The organism is Sorangium sp. So ce362 (assembly GCF_051519845.1).
GTDB lineage: Bacteria > Myxococcota_A > Polyangia > Polyangiales > Polyangiaceae > Sorangium.
The window spans coordinates 5,510,553-5,529,169 of sequence record NZ_CP150332.1; the positions used below are offsets into that span (position 1 = coordinate 5,510,553).

The following is an 18,617-nucleotide window of genomic DNA, read 5'->3' on the forward strand; positions in this document are numbered from 1 at the left end:
TTGGGCACGTGAGACCGGCTTGAGCGCACAGGGTACGAGTGTCAATCGACGTGTACAGCATGGCTGTACGCACGGATGACCGCCACGAACTGCTTGATTTTTCGACCGCGTTTGCTCATCCTACCCGCCCAAGAGGACGTTCCTCGCCTCGCGCAGCTCTTGCCTACATCCAACGGGAACGAGAGCTAAACCTTCTCTCTCACCATCTTCGTCGTGAACCATGAAACCTCGACTCTCAAGCTTCATCGCGGCAGCAATCATCGCCATCCTGTCACCGCTTCCAGGCTGCGCCGAAACCCCTGACGATACCGGCGGTGGAGGCACCGGCGGCTCGGATCCCGGAAGCACGAGCGCTAGTGGGTCTACCTCGAGTGGGGTCGGGGCCGGCGGTTCGGGCGGGGCTGGCTCGACCAGCGCGAGCACCGGTGGCGGCGGCTCGACCGGCAGTGGCAGCGAAATCGAGCCAACGTTCGAGACCGTGAAGTTCGTTATCGAAAACGTCACTTGTTTCGGGGCGGGTTGCCATAACGACGACATGAACCCCCTGGACTTGATGATAAACGAAGAGCTGCACACGACGATAACCTCGCACATGTCCAAGAATTGCGGCCCACTCGTCAATCTCGGCAACCCGCAAGAGAGCGCTCTCGTCAAGGTCCTAAAGGGACCGTGCGGCTCAACTCCGCGGATGCCCCTTGAGTGCGTCAACGATGAGGATCAAGCGTGCGTACCCCCCGACTACATCGAAGCGATCACGCAGTGGATCGCCGACGGCGCCCTGGAGTAGCAGGGCTCGGCGAGTAGCCGCCGACGGGTTGCGGCGCCCCACAGGCGCAGGTTGAGCGCCCGCTGCTTCAGCAAATTCCCCGTATCTATAGTCAAGGCGCATGCCGGTACTGGACCGGGCCTCACTGCCCTCCCGTGCCGTTCTGCAGCGCCCCGTCCGGCTTTGTTCAACCCGACGTTTGCGCGCGCGTGACGCGGCTCCGCACACGTGCGCCCTCGGTTGCGCGCGCGCAAACGCCTACAGGTTTGCCGACACGCCCCAGTGTCGGGGGATAGCCGCGCGACTTATGGGATGGTCTACCGCGTTGCAAGCGCGGCGGCCGGGTATGCGGCTTGATCAGGTCCGGGCGTGTCCACGGTGTTCGTCTCGAAGGCCCAGCTGCCACCCGGCGGAATGTGGACTGTGCCGCTGCCGATCGCTACGCCGAGCGGACGCCCGACGCGATTGACTGAGAAGACCGTGACGGAGGGATCGCTCACCGCTACGTCGAGTCCGTTGAGGAGCGTGCCGGTGTACGCCGTGGCGGCGCCACGAGTTACGGCCTTCACTTGGCTGATGGTGAGGCCATCGATGGGAACAACGTCGAGGGCAAAGTAAGGGCACCGGTAGACGACGTATCCTACGTCCTCGATCACGATGTCTGAGGGCAAGTCCGTCACCGCGCCCATGGTCACGTCACCTGGACCCACGCACGCAGCGATGGCGCCCGAGCCATCCGTGAGTCGATAGAAATGCTGAGTAAGCAATCCGTTGATCCCAGCTGCCAGGGACCGCTCGGTCTTGTCGTAGAGCTCAACTGAAACGGCAGCGCTGCAGGCCGGGATATCCCCGTCGTTCCTCAAGGCGGCGTAGAGTTCGGTGTTCGTTGGTCCTTTGCGAAGAGTTAGCGCGATCACGTTAAGCACGCCGTTTCCGCCAGGGAGCGCCATGACGGTGAGGTCTTCCGGAACGATGAGCGCGTCGTCACCAATGTCCCCGCCCACCCCGGCACCGCCGCTCGTTTCGCCGCCGCTGGTCTGAGTCGGCGCACCCCCGCTGCTGGAGTTCGCTTCGCTCGAACAGGCCAGCGGGAGGAGCACAGCAGCAGGGATGAGGAATCGCTTCGCCAACATGAACATGAGAAGAGATGCCCAGCCTATCGCTGTCCGCCATCGTCGGGCAGCATGGAGTCGCGAAGTGAGGCACATGATGAAGATCGGCAATATCGCGACGACGAGCAGACGGCTAAGGGCGCCGGCGCGCGGTCACCGACAACGCACAAACCCAAAGACCCCTCCGGCAAGGAGAGGTCTTTGGACCCGAGCTCGTCCGAGTGTTCAGGACGTCGCCCCGAGAGTGCTCAGGCTTTGAGCTCTGTGAACCCGCCCGGATTGTGGATCGTGGCGCCGGCGACCTTGCCCTTGCCACCGATGAAATCTTCCGTCTTGTCGGAATAGCCGAAATGGGTCACTTCCGCGGAGCCACCCTTCGCAGGGAAGCCATCCGCACCCGCCTTCACGCCCATGGCGTTCATGATGTTGCAGAAGTACTTGTTGACCGGCGCATTGGCAATCTTCGGATCGGTTCCGGTGCCTTGATTGACACCGTTGGACTGGCCGGTACCATTGGCGCACTGCGACATACTGTTGCCGCCCGTCGGGGTCGACCCGGGGTCGACGTTGATGATCTGACCGGTCTTGAAGTAACCGCCGGCGCTACCGGCTTGGATGATCGGAGCGTTGTTGAGGTTGTGTGCGTTGCCGTCCGACATTTCGTTGAACCAGATAGCGGCGCTGCTGTCGAGGACCGTCGACCCATTCCCCTGGGGGATGCTGTCGAGCATTCTGACGAGGTTCGCGAACTTCTGCGCGTAATAGGCGTCAACCTTCAGGAGCCACTCGATCGCGTTGGGCAGGCAGCTGCCTGACATACCTGCATTGTCGAGGCGGTGCGAGAGGGAATGCGACTCCATCGTGATGTCGAGCCCCTTGAAAAGGTAATTTCCCGGGTACTTCAGGAAAATCACGGGGTTGGCGTTGCAGGCGGCCGCGAGCGCTGCGATGGCCGAATAGATATCCGCTCCATCCAGATCGCCGGAGACCTTGGTCGTGAGGGCGTCGCTGCCCAGGCTACCCGACCCCGCTTTGGAGGCGTTCGCTGCCGTCGCACCGAGCATCACGCCGAGCGCCTCGTTGCACTGCGCGGAAGCCACCACGGTTCCTGTGGAGTCGAGGAGCTCCTTCCAAGCTTCGAGCTTCTGCTTGTCGGCCCTGCTCATGTCGAACCGTTCGAGCGTCTCCAGATCATCCTTTACGAGGTCGAGAATGCTCTTGCCGCGAATCGAAGCGTAGGTGTCCGGGTTCATCGGCATCCCCGTCTGGAAGAGGCCCGTGAGGCTGCTGAAGGCCTGCGACGCGTTGAGGCCGCTGTAGGCGCGCTCGGCGGCAACGTAGGAGATCCCCGACTGAGCGGAGTCCCTCTGACCAGCCGTGTTCAAGAGCAGCGGAGTGCCTTCCGGGCTGAGCTGCTGGGCAATGACGTGATCCAGCGAAGGACCGACAGGCATTGCATTGAACTTCGTCGCGGTGTTGAAGCTGAACGGGTCGTTGCTGTTCGGAGTGACCGGCTGGCAGGTGAAGAGCGACCCCACGATCTGCGTGTGGGAGTCGTTCCCCTGTCCACGCGTCATGTTGGCGGTCCACTCGTTCATCGTGCGGATGCCGCGCGGCATGAGGAGCTTCTTCGCATAGGGAGCGAGGGGCGCGAGGCTCGTCGGCGTGAGGTCAGCAGCCGTGAGCTCACCCTGGGTCTTCGCGGGAAACCAGTTGTTCGTGACGCACCCATAGTGGGTGAACATCACGATCAGCGTTTTTCCAGCTGCAGAGGTGTCGGCCTTTGCGGTGCGTTCCCACACGGAGCTGAGGAACGGCGCAGCCAAGGCGGCTCCGCCCAGGCCACGGAGGAAGATTCTTCGGTTCAATTGCTTGCTCATGTTCGACATTCCTCAGCTTTCAGGGCGTTTCACGGACTCGCACGCGGAAGGAGTCCGCTTGAGTGAGATCGGCCAGCAGATTGAGAATGCTGTAGCCGCTCTGAGACAGCTTGGTGTCGAGCATATCGACGACGCATTTGTCTTTCCCGTTCGGATCCCGCCCGAAGGCATAGGAGATCCACGCCTGAGCGTAAAGCTGCTTGGCTTTCTGAACCTGAACGATTTCCTCCATGAGCTGCAACGGAGAGGAGATCTCCTGCACGTTACCGTCGCCGAAGTTGACGATGTTTGTGGTGACGCTTGCGTCGATCGCACCACCACGAGGATCAGTCGTTTGCAGCTTTCCGATGCCGTCGAAGCCCTCCATCACGAATCCCGGCGGATTGATGATCCCGTGGCAGCCTTTGCAGGAATTGGGCTTCGTCAGCTCTTCGACGTACGCGCGTTGCGTTGGGAAGTCGCCATCAACGGTCGCCATGGTGGCGGCGGGATCGGGCGCACCCGGATTGACACCGAGCATGTACGTCGCGATGAACGCGCCTCGCAGGATCGGGCTCGTGGCGTTGAAGCCCGCGTAGGAGCTCAAGAACCCGACGCGAGTCAGGAAGCCCGGCCGCTCGTTGGCGTCCAGCTCCACCTTGGTCAGGTCGGTACCGTACATCGAAGGGTCGAGCCCATAGATCGCCGCGTTGTCCTTGTTGACGAAGGCGACATTGCTGAGGAGGAGGTCCTTGAACGAACCGCCCCCGAACGCCACCTCTTCGAAGAAGGCGTCGAGCTCAGCCTGCCAGCTGGGCTTGGCGGCCGCGGAGTACAACGGATACGTCTCGGTGTCGTGATCCATCTTCCACCAGTGGGCGTTTCCGTTCTCCATCTGCGCCCAGTTGCGGTGGAACGCGGTCACGAGCGGCCCGGTCTTTTCGCGCACAGCAATCATTCGCTGCGCCTGGGCCAGAACCTGCTCTTTGGTCTGGAGCTCGTTATTGTCGGCCGCCGCGCTCAGCGTGTCATCCGGAACGGAGCCCCAGAGCAAGTACGAAAGCCTCGTCGCCACTTCGTAGCCGGAGAGCTGTATGCCCTCACCCGACGGAGCCTGGGTGGTCGTCAGCTCGGGGAGCATGAGGAACGAGGGCGACACGAGGAAGCCCATCAACGTTGCCTCGGCGACCTCGTCGGGCGTTCCTGCCGGCGTCGTCTGGCCCAGCTTTTCGAATCGCGTCACCTCCGCAGCGGTCAGCGGGCGACGGAACGCCTTGCGGCCGAAGGTTTGGATGGTCTGCGTCAAGCAGCCGCTTGCCGAAGGGTCGCAGTTGATGAACTTGGACTTGTTCGGCCCAGCCATCACTGCTTTGGCGATCTGCGCGGCAGCATCTTGATAGAAGCGCCACGCGTCAGGGGTCATCGGGCCGTCGAAGTCGGTGACGAGCAGCGCAGACGGCGGCTTGCTGTCGGTACCCACGCTGGTGACGCCGAGGAGGTCCCGCACCGTGTTGTCGTACTGCCGGTTCAGGATGCGGGGGATCTGGGTCGTCGTCGGGAGGCCGGGGATGCATCTATCCGGGGGCCCATTGTCCGGCCCGCCCCCCGTGCCGCTGCTGGTACCGCCGGAGGGGTCGTCGTCATCCTCGACACCGTCCGCGATGCTGCCGGTGCAGCCAGCGAAGAAAGGTGTTGCGGCGAGAAAAATTGTCGTACCGATGTACGAGAGGTGTTTTAACATTCGCATGCGCATACACCTCTTATTCCCGGTCGATGTCGAGATGATCACGGGAGCGAATCAAAAGCTGTGACGAGCCCGAGGCGGGGCCATCGGCGTGGGCACGGGCGCCTCGCGGACGGTTTCCTTTGGAGACGTGATAATGAAACGCTGGCGTACGAGCGGCGCGCTGCTGCCCGCTTCGATCCCGAGGGCCGTGCCTCCGCCGAGCGAGGCGGCGGCGCGCACGAGGCCCCGGCGCTCCGCCACGCAGCGCACGGTAGACTCCGGGTTCGTGATGCCTCGCCCATGGATCACGCGCAGCTCGCCGTGGACCTTCGGCCCGTCACGCCAGCCGCACGCCGACGAGCCACTCTTGCTTTAGAGCGTCATCCACGAGGTACATCAACCAGAAAGTTCGCTCGCGCGACCCAGCCACGCCGGCTAGCGCCACGACGAGCGAAGCGTGGGTGTCGAGCGGCCCCTTGCCCGCCTCAGAGAGCACCCGGCGGGAGCTCGTTCGGCCACGGAAGTCCGGAATTTCCAGCGCGAACGCGCCTTCCTCACGAGTCCAGTACATCCGAAAAGATGCAGTTGGGTCGGTCTGACGGTGGATCGTTCGTGGACGACGCGCTGCGCGACCGTGAGCAACGCGCTGCGCGACCGTGAGCAACGCGCTGCGCGACCCGAGGTTGGGCTCGGAGAGGTGCTGGGATCCCCAGAGCGAGTGATGACAAGGCGAAAGGGTACCTGCACCCGGACGAGGACCCTCGTCGAACGCGTCGTCAGGCCATCCCGCTGTGCTTCCGGGTCTACTACGGCTCTCTCACTCGCGAGGGAATGCGAGCCGACGCGTCGCGCAGCTCAGGGGACGAGATACAAGCTCAGCGCGACGGCGGGCCGCTCTCGGGCCCGCTCTCCACGCCGAGGGGCCTCGCCCTCGGCCTCCGGAGCGGCCGCCCCTCCAGGGCGTCGACGAGCGCAGGCCTCAGCGCGCCCTCGATGTGCTGCTGGATCGCGCGGGCGACGTGCGCGACGAGGGGCGGCTCCATCATCGTGAAGTGGTTGCCGGGCACCACCTGCAGGGCGAAGGCCGCTCGCGCCAGATCCATCCAGGCGTTGACGGCGGCCGCGTCCTCCGGGCTGACCTGCTCCCGCGCGCGCAGGAACAGGACGCTGGCGTCCGTCGGCTTCGGCGCGTAGCCCGCGAGGGCCTGCCACGTGCTCGTGACCTCGGCGCGGAGCCGCGCGTCGTCCGCCATGGCCGCGACGAAGCTGCGGTATCGCTGCGACGCGACGGCTTCGAGCTTCGCCATCTCGTGGGCGAGGCCGCTCGCCGGAGAGCGATCGCTCGCGCGCGGGACGGAGCCGGTGTCCAGCAGCAGCAGCAAAGGCACCTTGCGCCCTCGCGCGAGCAGCTGCTGCGCCATCTCGTACGCGACGACGCCGCCGGCCGAATGCCCCCCGACGAGGTAGGGCCCCTCGGGTCGGACGCTCAGGATCTCGTCCACGTACCGCGCCGCGATCGCGGGAATGGACGTGAAGCCCGGCTCGCCCGGCTCCGCGCCGGTGGGCTGGATCCCGTAGACGGGCAGCTCGCCGCTCAACCGCTGCACCAGGGGGCGATAGGCGTGGACCGTGCCGCCGAGCGGCGGGATCAGGAACAGCGGCGCGGTGTCCGGCGCCCCCGCCTGCAGCGTGACGAGGAGCTGGCCAGCCGCGCGCCAGTGGGGGAGGACCGCGGCGCTCCCGCTCCGCTGCGTCAGCGCGGCGCTCAGGGGCGCAGGCGAGTCCGGCGGCGGCGCGTCCCGCAGCCGCACGCTCGCCGGCGAGCCCGTCGGAGGGCCGGACGACGCCGGCGGACTGCAGATCTTCGGCGACAGGGACCGCTCCGTGGGTGGGCCCACGGTGCACGTGGTGTCGAGCATGTGAGGGACGCGCTCGAACGGGTACGTGGGCAACGGCACGCGCCGCCGGCGCTCGTCCCGGAAGAACGCGGCCCAGTCGACGTCGACGCCGGCACACCAGAGGCGGCCCACCGCGGCGAGCAACGCCTCGAGGTCGCCGGAGCCCTCGCCCGGGCCTGCCAGGCTGGTCGCAATCGGTCGCCCCGCCCCCGCGTCCGGGTGCCGCGACGCCAGGGTGGCCAGGGAGGAGCCGGGCCCGACCTCGAGGAGGGCACGATCGGCCGAGGCGAGCAGCGCGGCGATGCGGTCGTCGGGGCGAGCCGATCCCGCGAGGACCCGGGCCCAGAACGATGGATCGTGGACGTCAGTCTCCGTCACCCAGTCGCCCGCGTGGTCTCCGACGAGGGGGATGCTCGGCGCCCTCCTCACCATCGACGCGGCCAGCTGGGCCATGCGCGCGGGGAGCGGCTCGGCGGCCTCCTCTTCCGCGTCCGCTTCCGCGCGCCCGAGCAGCGCGACCGCGTCGTCGAGCGAGAGCACACCGGCGACGCACGCGGCGACAACCCCGCCCAGCCCATGGCCGAACAGCGCGGCGGGGCGGATCCCCCACGACATCAGGAGCTGCGCCAAGGCGTACTCGGTCGAGAAGAGGGCGGCCGCGCGGAGGCGCGGAGAGCCGATGTCTTCTTCACCGCGGGCGCGCCCCTGCTCCTCGGGGAAGAGCCGGTCGCGGAGGTCGGTCGACAGCTCACGACGGAAGAGATCGGCGCACCGGTCCATGCTCTCGCGGTAGACGCGCTCGTGCAGGTAGAGCTCACGCCCCATGCCGACACGCTCCGCGCCCGCGCCGGGGAACATGAAGACGACCTCCGGCGGCCGCCCGCCGGCAACCTGCGTGAAGACGCGGGCCGGGTCGCGCCGATCGAGGCAGGCCGCTCCCGAGGCCGGATCCGCGCACACCACCGCGCGGCGGTGCGTGAAAGGCACCCTGCCCCGCTGCAGGGTGAACGCGACGTCGGGGAGCGAGCCGTCCGGCGCGCGCCGCAGGTGCTCGGCCAGACGATCGGTGCTCTTCTCGAGCGCGGCGCGCGTCCTCGCCGAGACGACGAGCAGCTGGCAGCGCCGCGACGGGCCAGACGGCGCCGGCTCCGGCGCCTCCTCCAGCACGGCGTGCGCGTTCGTGCCGCCGATGCCGAAGGCGCTCACCGCCGCGCGGCGCGGGGCCCCGCCGCGCTTCCACGCGCGCGGCCCGGCGTTGACGAAGAAGGGGCTGCTCGCGAGGTCGATCTCGGGGCCGGGGCGACGGAAATGGAGCGTCGCGGGGATGAGCTCGTGCTCCAGCGACAGCGCGGCCTTGATGAGGCCGGTCACCCCGGCGGCCGCGCGGAGGTGGCCGAGGTTGCTCTTCACCGAGCCGAGCGCGCAGAAGCCGACCTTGTCGGTGGCCCTCCGGAACGCCCGCGACAGCGCGGCCACCTCGATCGAGTCGCCGAGCCGCGTGCCCGCGCCGTGCGCCTCCACGTACGTGATGCTCTCCGGGCTGACGCCCGAAGCGGCGTGGGCCCGGGCGATGGTCTCGAGCTGCCCTTCCAGGCTCGGCGCCATGTAACCCACCTTGAGTGCACCGTCGTTTGTGACGGCGGATCCGCGGATCACCGCGTGAATCGTGTCGCCGTCGTCCAGGGCGTCCTTCAACCGCTTGAGGACGACGAGCCCCACACCGTTGCTGGCCACGATGCCGCTCGCCTCGGCGTCGAAAGGACGGCAATGGCCGTCGGGCGAGGTGACCGAGCCTTCCTCGTGGAGGTAGCCGATCCTCCGCGGCGAGAGGACGCCGACCCCTCCGGCGAGGACCATGTCGCTCTCCCTTGTGGCGAGGCTCTGGCAGCCGAGGTGCACCGCGACGAGCGACGTCGAGCATGCGGTCATGACGCTCACCGCCGGCCCCCGGAGCCCCAGCTTGTAGGCCACCCGCGTGGTCAGGGAGTCGGTCACGTTCCCGGTATAGATCCGCTGGTGCTCCGAGTTCGGCGCGGCCGGAGGCGGCCCGACGCGCTCGATCCAGTAGCTCGGGGCGTCGCTCCCGGCGAACACGCCGATCGGCTTCGGGTAGGCGAGCGGGTTGTACCCGGCGCGCTCCATGGCCTCCCAGGCGCACTCGAGGAAGACCCGCTGCTGCGGGTCCATGAGCACGGCGTCCTGCGGGCTGTAGCCGAAGAACGCCGCGTCGAAGCACATGACGTCGTCGAGCACGCCGGCCGCCGGGATGAACCTGGGCGAGCGGGTGAGCTCCGGGTCCACGCCGAGCGCCTTCAGCTCCTCGGGCGAATAAAAGCCGATCCCCTCCCCCCCGTCCTCGAGCATCGACCACAGCGCGTCGACGCTGCGCGCCTTCGGGAATCGACCCGCCATTCCGATGATGGCAATCGCGTTCTCGGGGAGCGCCTCCCGCGCCGGCGCCTCGACCGCGGGGGCCACGGCGCCGGGGCCACGCCTGGAGACCGTGCTCTCGCCCGAGGCGGCCGCCAGAGGGCCCCTCTTCAGGTGGGCAGAGAGGCTGCGGATCGTCGGGTACTGGAACAGGTCCATGATGGGGACGTCCTCGCCGAGCCGCGCCCGGATGCCCGCGCGGACCCGTGCGAGGAGCAGCGAGTGACCGCCGAGCTCGAAGAAAGGATCGTCGAGCCCGACCTCGTCGAGGCCGAGCACCTGGCGCCAGATCTCGCTGAGGATCACCTCGATGTTCGAGGCGGGCACCGGCGTCGCCGCCCTCGGCTCGGGCTTTGCGCGGTCGTCGGCCGGGAGGGCCGCCATGTCGACTTTCCCGTTCGTGGTGAGGGGCAGCGCGTCGAGCCTCACGAGGGCGGCCGGAACCATGTAGTCGGGGAGCTTCGCCGCGGCGAACTCGCGCAGGCCTGCGGGCATCGCGCGCGTCTTCTGCCGCCGGAGAGGGCTGTTCGCGAGCGACCGCTCGGGCAAGGTCTCCCGGGGCCGCGCCTGGATCCAGGCGCGCGGTCGCGGCGCGCCCTCGGCGCGCTCGAAGAGCACGTCCATGCAGCCCGGACCCGAGGTCCTCGATCCGGTGATCCGGACCGAGCAGCCGAGGCGCGCGCCGAGCGCCCACAGCGCCTCCGGCTCGATCGCGGCCATCGAGCCCTCGGCGACCGTCGTGGCGGCGCGGGCCAGCCCGACGCCGTCCCCTTCCCGCAGCCGGCGCGCAGCGATCACGTCGGCGTGCACGCGCGCGCTCGGGATCCCCAGGACCTCCAGCCCGAGGGATCCCTCCTCACGCAGCGCTCGCTCCACGCCGGCGAGGCCCTCCGAGGCAGCCCAGTCCAGCGATCGGCCGACGACGACGGGCTCGGGCGCCGCGCCGACGTGCAGGACCACGTCATAACGGAAGCGCGTCATCTCGTCGGAGCCCGAACCCCGCTTGAGCCAGACCTCCACGTGCTCCACGCCCGGGATCTGGCCGCGCAGCGCGTGAAAGAGCTCGGGCGCGAGGACGAGCTCCTCCTCGGCCGAGGCCGCCCGCTGCACCCGGGCCCGCAGCTCGGCCGCGGTGGCGCCCGCGGGCGCGCGGTGGCGCTGCACCGACGTGTGGAACGCCTCGAGCAGCGGAAGGCTCCTGATGTCGCCCAGGAACACGACGCCGCCGGGCGCCACCGCGCGCACGGCGCCCTCGATCACCGAGCGCAGGTAATCGGCGCCGGGGAAGTACTGGATGATCGAGTTCAGGAGGATCACATCGAAGCTGCCCGGCTCGACACCGCTGAAGTCGTTCGCCTCCCGGCGCTGCAGCGACACGTGCGAGAGCGTGCCGCGCGCGACCTCGGGGCGGAGGAGCGAGATCGCCTGCTCCGAGAAATCCGTGCCGAGGTAGGCGGCGCACTGCGGGGCCAGCTGCAGGAGCAGGAGCCCGGTCCCACAGCCGATCTCCCAGACCCGGCGCGGCTGGAACGAGAGGATCCGCTCGACGGTGTGGTCCCGCCAAGCGCGCATCGCTCCGGCGTCGATGGGCTCGCCGGTGTAGCTGCTGTTCCATCCGGTGATGTTGAAGCCCGGATCCACGCCGGCGTCGCCTCCCCCGTAGGTGCCGTCGTACAGGGCCTGCCACGCCGAGACGTGCTCCGCTTGCAGGGCCGGGGCCTGGTCCGTGGCGCCGCCGCCCTCGAGGCGGGGGATGACGTAGGCGACAAGCCGCCTGTTGCCCGGCGGCTCTTCCCGCGCCACCACGACGGCCTCTTCCACGTCGGGGTGCTCTCGCAGCACGGCCTCGATCTCGCCGAGCTCGATACGATAGCCACGGATCTTCACCTGGTTGTCGACCCGTCCCAGGAACTCGATGGTCCCGTCCGGGAGCCACCGGGCGCGATCGCCGGTGCGGTACATGCGTGCGCCCGGCTCGTCCGTGAACCGATCGGGGAGAAACCGCGCTGCGTCGAGCTCGGGCCGGTTCAAGTACCCGCGGGCGATGCCGGCGCCTCCGAGGTAGAGCTCGCCGGGGACGCCCACCGGGACGAGCTCCCCGCGCGGATCGAGCAGGTAGACCCGCAGGTTGTCGATGGGGCGGCCGATCGAGGGATCGACCGTCGCCGTCCCGCCGTTCGGCCGCGCCCGCGGCACGAGGCACGAGGTCGCCACGACGGTCGCCTCGGTCGGACCATAGTTGTTCACGACGTCGAAGGGGAGCGCCGCGCCAGGCCAGACGCGGAGCTTGTCTCCTCCCGTGAGCAGGTACCGGAGCGCGGTGGAAGCAGGCCAGTCGAGGCGCAGGAGCTCCTCCGCCATGGGCGTCGGCAAGAAAGAGACGGTGATCTTTCGCGCGACGAGCCACGCTTGAAGCTCGTCCGGGGAACGGCGGAGCGGCTCCCCGGGGATGAACAGGCACGCTCCCATGCACAGATACGGCCAGAGCTCCCATACCGACGCGTCGAAGCCGGGGCTCGCGACCAGGGTCGCGCGATCCCCGCAGGAGACGGCGAAGCGCCGCACGTGCCACTCCACCAGGTTCATGAGGCTCCGGTGCTCCACGAGCACGCCCTTCGGGCGGCCGGTCGAGCCCGAGGTGTAGATGGCATAGGCCAGGTCCCGGGGGCCTGCGCACGCCGGAGGGGGCGACCCATCCAGCGCCGCCATCTCCGGCCAGTCGGCGTCGAGGCGGATCACCGCGCCCGCGAACGGCGGGAGGCGATCGGAGAGGTGCGCCTGCGTGAGGAGCACCGGCGCCCCGGAGTCCGCGAGGATGAACGCCAGCCGCTCTCTCGCGATCTCGGCGTCCACGGGGAGATACGCCGCGCCCGCCTTGAGGGTCCCGAGGATCCCGACCACCATCTCCAGCGAGCGCTCCGCGCAGATCGCGACCAGGGTATCGGGCCCGGCGCCCAGCTCGCGCAGGCGGCGCGCGAGCTGGTTCGCCCGGCGATCGAGCTCTCCGTACGCGAGCGATCCGCGATCGGACACGACCGCGGCGGCGTGCGGCGCGCGCGCCGCCTGCTCCTCGAACCGATCCAGGACGCGCCGGTCGCGAGGAAAATCGACGCCTGGTTCGTTCCATTCGACGAGCAGCTGGCGCTGCTCGCGCTCCGGGAGCAGCGGCATCGACGAGACGGAGCGCGCAGGGTCCGATGTCGCCGCGGCGAGGAGCGTGAAGAGGTGATCCATCATCCGCCCCATCGTCGCCCGCTCGAAGAGGTCGGTGCTGTACTCCAGCATCCCGGCGACGCCGTCGGCGCTCTCCCAGGCATAGAGCGATACGTCGAAGATCGTCTTCTTCGTATCCGTGTCGATGGCGCGCGCCTCGACCCCGGCGAGGTGGAGCTCGCGCTCCGCGGGCGGCTGCGGCGCGAACACGATCTGCACGAGCGGGCTGTAGCTGGGGTCGCGCTCGGGCTGGAGCTCCTGGACGAGCCGCTCGAACGGGAGCCTGTCGTGCGCGTAGGCGTCCAGGCACACATCCCTCACGCGGCGGAGCAGCTCCTCGAACGACGGCTCGCCGGAGACGTCGATCCGGATGGGGATCACGTTGACGAAGAAGCCGATCGCCGCCTCGAGGTCGGCGTGATCGCGGCCCGCGCTCGGCAGGCCGATCAGGAGGTCGTCGCGTTGCGTGACGCGGTGGAGCAGCGCGGCGAACGCGGCCAGGAGGACCATGTTCACGGTCACGCCTTCTCGCGCGCCGAGGTCCCGGATGGCCCTTCCGACCGCCGGGTCGAGCTGGAACGGGATCGTCGCGCCGCGGAAGGTCTGGACCGGCGGCCGGACGCGATCGCTCGGGAGCTGGAGCAACGGCGGCACGTCGAGGAGCCTCTGTCTCCAGCCGGCGAGCAGCCCCGACAGGGTCTCCTCCGTCAGCTGCTCGCGCTGCCACGAGGCGAAATCGGCGTACTGGAGCGGCGTGTCCAGCAGCGGAGGGGGAGCCTCCCGACAGAAGGCGTCGTAGAGCGCCGCGATCTCGCGGTAGGCCACCTCGAGCGACCAGCCGTCGACGGCGATGTGGTGGATGTGCAGCCAGAGGACGTGATCCCGCGGCCCGAGCCGGAGCAGCCCTGCACGGAAGACGGGGCCGCGCTTCAGATCGAAGATCCTCTGGGCCTCCGCTTCGATGAGCTGCTGCGCCCGGGCCTCGCGCTCGCCCTCCGAGAGGTGCTGGAGGTCCGCGACGTCGAGCCGGAAGGAGGCGTCCTCGGCGACGATCTGGACGGGCTGGCCGTCGATCTCGGTGTAGACGGTGCGCAGGATCTCGTGGCGGCGGACGAGCTCGCGGAGGCTCCTGTCGAGCGCCGGAACGTGGATGTCCCCGGTGAGGCGGAAGGGACAGAGGCAGTTGTAGGCCCGGCTCTCCGGCGCGAGCCGGTGGAGGAACCACATGCGCTCCTGCGCGAACGACAGGGGGACTGGCCCCGTCCGGGTGCCTCTCGGAATGGCATGCTCCTCTCGGGGGGCCGCGCGGCCGCCGCCCTGGCTCAGCGCGGCGAGCCCGGCGACGGTCGGATGATCGAAGAGCTCCTGGAATCCGACGTCGATCCCGAAGGCGCCGCGGAGGCGGGAGAACAGCTGGACGGCGTGCAGCGAGCTGCCGCCCAGCTCGAAGAAGCTGTCGTGCGCGCCGACGCGCTCCACGCGGAGGAGCTCCTTCCAGAGGCCTGCGAGCGCCTCCTCCAGCTCGGAGCGCGGCGCCACGAAGGCGCGTCCGAGCTCCTGGCGGTCGCCGCCGGGCGCAGGGAGCGCCCTGCGGTCGACCTTGCCGTTCGGCGAGGTGGGGAGCGCGTCGAGCGGCACGAAGGCGGTCGGGACCATGTAGCCCGGCAGATGGCGCTGCGCGAGGGCGCGCAGCGCGGGAAGGAGCGCCCGCTCGTCCCTGGCGGAGCCCCCCTCGACCGCGCGGGGGACGATATACGCCACGAGCCGCCTGTCGCCCGGCGCGTCCTCGCGCGCGACGACCGCGACCTCGCGCACGGAAGGGTGCTGGCCCAGCACCGCCGCGATCTCGCCGAGCTCGATGCGGTGGCCGTGGATCTTCACCTGATCGTCGATCCGGCCGAGAAACTCGATCTCGCCCGAGGGGAGATAACGCGCGAGATCGCCTGTCCTGTACAGACGGGAGCCCGGCCCGGCGCCGAACGGGCTCTGGACGAACCGCTCCTGCGTGAGCTCGGGCCGGTTCAGGTAGCCACGCGACACGCCGCCGCCGCCGATGTAGAGCTCGCCGGCGACGCCGACGGGGACGAGCGCGCGGTTGCGATCGAGGAGCAGCACCTGGACGTCGCGGCACGCGGAGCCGATCGAGCTCGACCACGGTCGCTCGAGATCCGGCATACCCATCGTGCGGCGGGTGGCGAACACCGTCGTCTCGGTGGGACCATAGATGTTGACGATGGTGGGGTGCCTGTCCCCGTGGCGGTCCCACCACGGCTTGAGCATGGCCACATCGAGCGCCTCGCCCCCGCAGATCACGAGACGCAGCTGCGGGCGGCCGCCGAGCGACGGCTCGGCCGCCGCATCGGCGTGGATGAGCTGGCGGAGCGCCGAGGGCGTCTGGCAGACGACGGTCACCCCTTCATCGCCGAGGAGCCTGTAGAACGCGTCCGGCGTGCGGCTCGTGAGGAACGGCACCACGACCAGCCGTCCGCCGTGGCAGAGCGCGCCCCAGATCTCCAGGACGGAGAAATCGAAGGCATAGGAGTGGAACAGCGTCCAGACGTCGCGGTCGCTGTAGCGAACATCGCTTTCGGTGTGGTCGAAGAGACGAGCCACGTTGGCGTGGGTGACCATCACCCCCTTGGGCTTCCCTGTCGATCCCGAGGTGTAGATGATGTACGCGAGGTTCTCCGGGCCCTCGTTCGGCGCGGGCTCTACCCTGTCCCCGGGCTGCCGCTCGATCATGGCCCGCTCCGCGTCGAGGTACACCCCCCTGGCGCTCCCGCTCCGGAGCCGGGAGGCGAAGCGCTCCTCGGTGAGGATCACGCGGACGCTGGCATCCTCCAGCAAGAAGGCGAGTCGCTCCGCGGGGTAGGAGGGGTCGAGCGGGACGTAGGCGCCGCCGGACTTGAGGACGCCGAGCAACGCGACGATCATCTCGAGCGATCGCTCCAGGCAGACGCCGATCCGGACATCGGGCCCCGCGCCGCTCTCCCGGAGGAGGTGGGCGATCTGGTTGCTCCGCCGATCCAGCTCGGCATACGTGAGGCGCTGCCCCTCGAAGGCCACCGCCACCGCGGACGGGGTGCGCCGGGCGTGCGCCTCGACCCGCTCGTGCACCCGATCGCGCGGCGGCTCGAACACCCCGCCGCTGTTCCACGCGAACAGCAGCGTGCGGCGCTCCTCCTCGGTCAGGAGCGGTAGCTCCGAGACGCGCTGCGCCGGATCGCTCACGGCGCCGCGGAGCAGCACCCCCCAGTGCCCGAGCAGCCGCTCGAGCGTCGCGTGGTCGAAGAGGTCGCGATTGAACTCGACGCGCGCGATCACGCTCGCCTCGGACTCCTCGACGCGGACGGCGAGCTCGAACGCCACCTCGGTCGCCTCGAGCGCCGCCGGCGTCAGCGTGAGCAGGGCGCCTCGCCTCGGCTCCAGCGTGCCCGGCTTGCTGGCGAAGGTGGCCTGGACGAGCGGCGCGCGGCTCGGATCGCGCGGCAGCGAGAGCTGCTCGGCCAGGGAGGATAAAGAGATGTCTCCGTTCTCTTTCCCCTCCTGCATGGAGCGGCGCACTTGACGCAACAGCGAGCGAAAGCTCGGATCCGCGCCCAGCCTGCCCCGCACGACCACGAGGTCCCCGAACGCCCCGATGAGGCCCTGCGTCTCCTCGTCGTCTCGCCCGGACAGCGCGACGCCGATGAGGACGTCGTCCTGGCCTGTAGCGCGGTGGAGCACGGCGTGCATTCCCGCGAGCAAGACCGCGGACAGCGCCACGTCCTCCTCGCGCGCCAGCGCGCGGAGCTCTCGCACGAGCTCCCGATCGAGCGCGCGCTCCGCCGAGCCTGCGGCGAAGGTCCGCGCCGCGGGCCGCGGCCGATCCGTCCGGAGCTCCAGCGCCTCCGGCGCCCCCGAGAGCTCGCGACGCCAGTGCGCGAGCTGCCTGTCGAGGAGCTCCGGAGTCCTGTGCTCCCGCTGCCGACGCGCGTAGTCCTGATAGCGCATCGTCGGCGCCTGCCGCTCGACGCCGTGATAGCCGTCGAACAGCTCCGAAAAGAACAGCGTCACGCTCGGCTCGCCGTCGGAGACCATGGGATGCATGGAGAGCGCGACGAGGTGCCGGCTCGGGTGCACGCGGATGAGGCTCACGCGCCAGAGCGGGCCGCCCTCCGGGTCGAGGGGCAGAGAGGCCTCCCGGCGAGCCATCTCGAGCGCGGATTCATCCGAGGCGGACCGCCCGTCGGCGGCGAGATCCACCTCGCGGAAGGCGACCTCGGCCTGCGGCGAGACGACCTGCACCGGCTGCCCATCGCGCTCTGCGAACGACGTCCTCAGGATCGCCTGGCGCGCCGCGAGCCTCTCGATAGCGTGGACCCATCTGGGCACGTCCAGCTCGCCATCCAGCCACGCCGCGCCCCGCTCATGCAAGCCGGGCGCGGCGCCTCGGCTCCGGTGGAGCCTCCAGGCGCGTTCTTGCTCCAGAGAGAGCGGCGAATAACGACCTTCGTTCATTGCAGATGACCTCCTTGTGGCGGGTAGGGGTCGGTTGCATCGATGCGCGTGGATCCACCGTACGCCGCGTCGAGAAGCTCGACACGCGCACACCTGCGCGCACACTTTGCTTGCTGTTCTGTCGTACGCTCGTCACGCATCACGGCCGCCTGGTCACCCGGACAAAAAGAGCGGGCGCCAGGCTGAACCCAGGCTCACAAAACGACGCTGAACCCAGGCTCACAAAACGGCTGTCGGCCGCATTGCGATCGGTCACGATGAGGCCGCTACGCAGTATGAAGTATGGACACCGCGACGCCAGCGTGTATTTGAAAGAAGGCGGGTGCCGGCGATTGACAACTCTCATTGGATCTCGGGAACACAGCCCGGACTCCTGCTCTTGTGTGCGGATACACCAAACCAGCTGTCGCCTCGCCCTGCATCGGTCCCCTTCCCTACCTTCCGGGCCGATTCCAGCACATCACGTCCGAAACCTGCTCGGGCAGCGGCTTCAGGTCGCATTCGGGACAGAGAGCGCTCAGAATGAAGCCGGGGTGCGTCCGCCGCTGTCTCGATCCGGAGAGCGGGCGGGCGACCGCCCTGTTACTGTCGCCTCGACGACAACCGGCGCAGCCGGAAGGGGATCCGGTGACACCTGGGCCTCGGCAACCAGGCGCAGCACCGACCTGAGTACCCCCTCCTTCGTCAAAGCCCGGGGCAACGCGCACCCCCCAGCCCCGCCCCACGGCGACCTCGACCGGCCTGCTGCCGGTCACCGGCCTGCTGCCGGTCGCTGCCCCCGCCGGCAAGGCGAGCGCTGTGCGCTGCACACGCGCCGGGCGGACCGCCTGCCCTGGCCCCGGGCACGTAATCGTCCTGGTGTGCAGGTCAATCTCGAAGTCGCGCTTGCTGAACAAGTCGGGGCTGCGAGCCCGTTGGCCTCAAGGCTTCGAGAACACCTCGCCCTTCGCGCGGATCACGTCGTCAACGACGGGACTGTTCACGCAGGCGCGATCAATGTGGAGTTCGGCGATGCGTGCCGCTGACGCTCGGCGAGAACGCGGGGGTTACCGCACCCGAGGCCGCCGGGCGCCTTTGCCACCTCCGCGTGGCGCTGCGTGGCCTTCGCCGTCG

At 69.0% G+C, this 18,617-nt stretch carries 7 protein-coding genes; 2 read left to right on the forward strand and 5 right to left on the reverse strand.

What is annotated here, in order from left to right; genetic code table 11:
* The first annotated feature begins 220 nt into the window (after window positions 1-220).
* On the forward strand, window positions 221-787 hold the full coding sequence (locus WMF17_RS21365) for a hypothetical protein (protein WP_437603933.1): 567 nt from the start codon (window positions 221-223) through the stop codon (window positions 785-787).
* Window positions 788-1,083: 296 nt separating this feature from the next.
* On the opposite strand, the gene WMF17_RS21370 is transcribed toward WMF17_RS21365, so the two are convergent.
* The 5 genes from WMF17_RS21370 to WMF17_RS21390 all read right to left on the reverse strand — a co-directional run bounded on the left by WMF17_RS21370 (window position 1,084) and on the right by WMF17_RS21390 (window position 17,504).
* Window positions 1,084-1,905 (reverse strand): hypothetical protein, encoded by an 822-nt coding sequence (locus WMF17_RS21370; RefSeq protein ID WP_437603934.1) that lies wholly within the window; start codon window positions 1,903-1,905, stop codon window positions 1,084-1,086.
* Between the two features lie 221 nt (window positions 1,906-2,126).
* Window positions 2,127-3,758, reverse strand: a complete 1,632-nt coding sequence (locus WMF17_RS21375; RefSeq protein ID WP_437603935.1) for a DUF1552 domain-containing protein — start codon at window positions 3,756-3,758, stop codon at window positions 2,127-2,129.
* 19 nt (window positions 3,759-3,777) lie between these two features.
* Entirely contained in the window at window positions 3,778-5,490 is a 1,713-nt protein-coding gene (locus WMF17_RS21380) for a DUF1592 domain-containing protein (RefSeq protein WP_437650971.1), read from the reverse strand.
* A 310-nt stretch (window positions 5,491-5,800) separates the two neighbouring features.
* Entirely contained in the window at window positions 5,801-6,034 is a 234-nt protein-coding gene (locus WMF17_RS21385; RefSeq protein ID WP_437650973.1) for a hypothetical protein, read from the reverse strand.
* A 304-nt stretch (window positions 6,035-6,338) separates the two neighbouring features.
* Window positions 6,339-17,504 (reverse strand): amino acid adenylation domain-containing protein, encoded by an 11,166-nt coding sequence (locus WMF17_RS21390; protein ID WP_437650975.1) that lies wholly within the window; start codon window positions 17,502-17,504, stop codon window positions 6,339-6,341.
* Window positions 17,505-18,364: 860 nt separating this feature from the next.
* Here WMF17_RS21390 and WMF17_RS21395 point away from each other — a divergent pair.
* On the forward strand, window positions 18,365-18,529 hold the full coding sequence (locus WMF17_RS21395; RefSeq protein WP_437650977.1) for a hypothetical protein: 165 nt from the start codon (window positions 18,365-18,367) through the stop codon (window positions 18,527-18,529).
* Window positions 18,530-18,617 lie beyond the last annotated feature (88 nt).

Excerpts from the sequence above, each read along its gene's own strand:
- WMF17_RS21370 (WP_437603934.1), bottom strand. The coding sequence starts at position 1,905 with ATGTTCATGTTGGCGAAGCGATTCCTCATCCCTGCTGCTGTGCTCCTC.
- WMF17_RS21365 (WP_437603933.1), top strand. The coding sequence starts at position 221 with ATGAAACCTCGACTCTCAAGCTTCATCGCGGCAGCAATCATCGCCATC.
- WMF17_RS21375 (WP_437603935.1), bottom strand. The coding sequence starts at position 3,758 with ATGAGCAAGCAATTGAACCGAAGAATCTTCCTCCGTGGCCTGGGCGGA.
- WMF17_RS21390 (WP_437650975.1), bottom strand. The coding sequence starts at position 17,504 with ATGAACGAAGGTCGTTATTCGCCGCTCTCTCTGGAGCAAGAACGCGCC.
- WMF17_RS21380 (WP_437650971.1), bottom strand. The coding sequence starts at position 5,490 with ATGCGCATGCGAATGTTAAAACACCTCTCGTACATCGGTACGACAATT.
- WMF17_RS21385 (WP_437650973.1), bottom strand. The coding sequence starts at position 6,034 with ATGTACTGGACTCGTGAGGAAGGCGCGTTCGCGCTGGAAATTCCGGAC.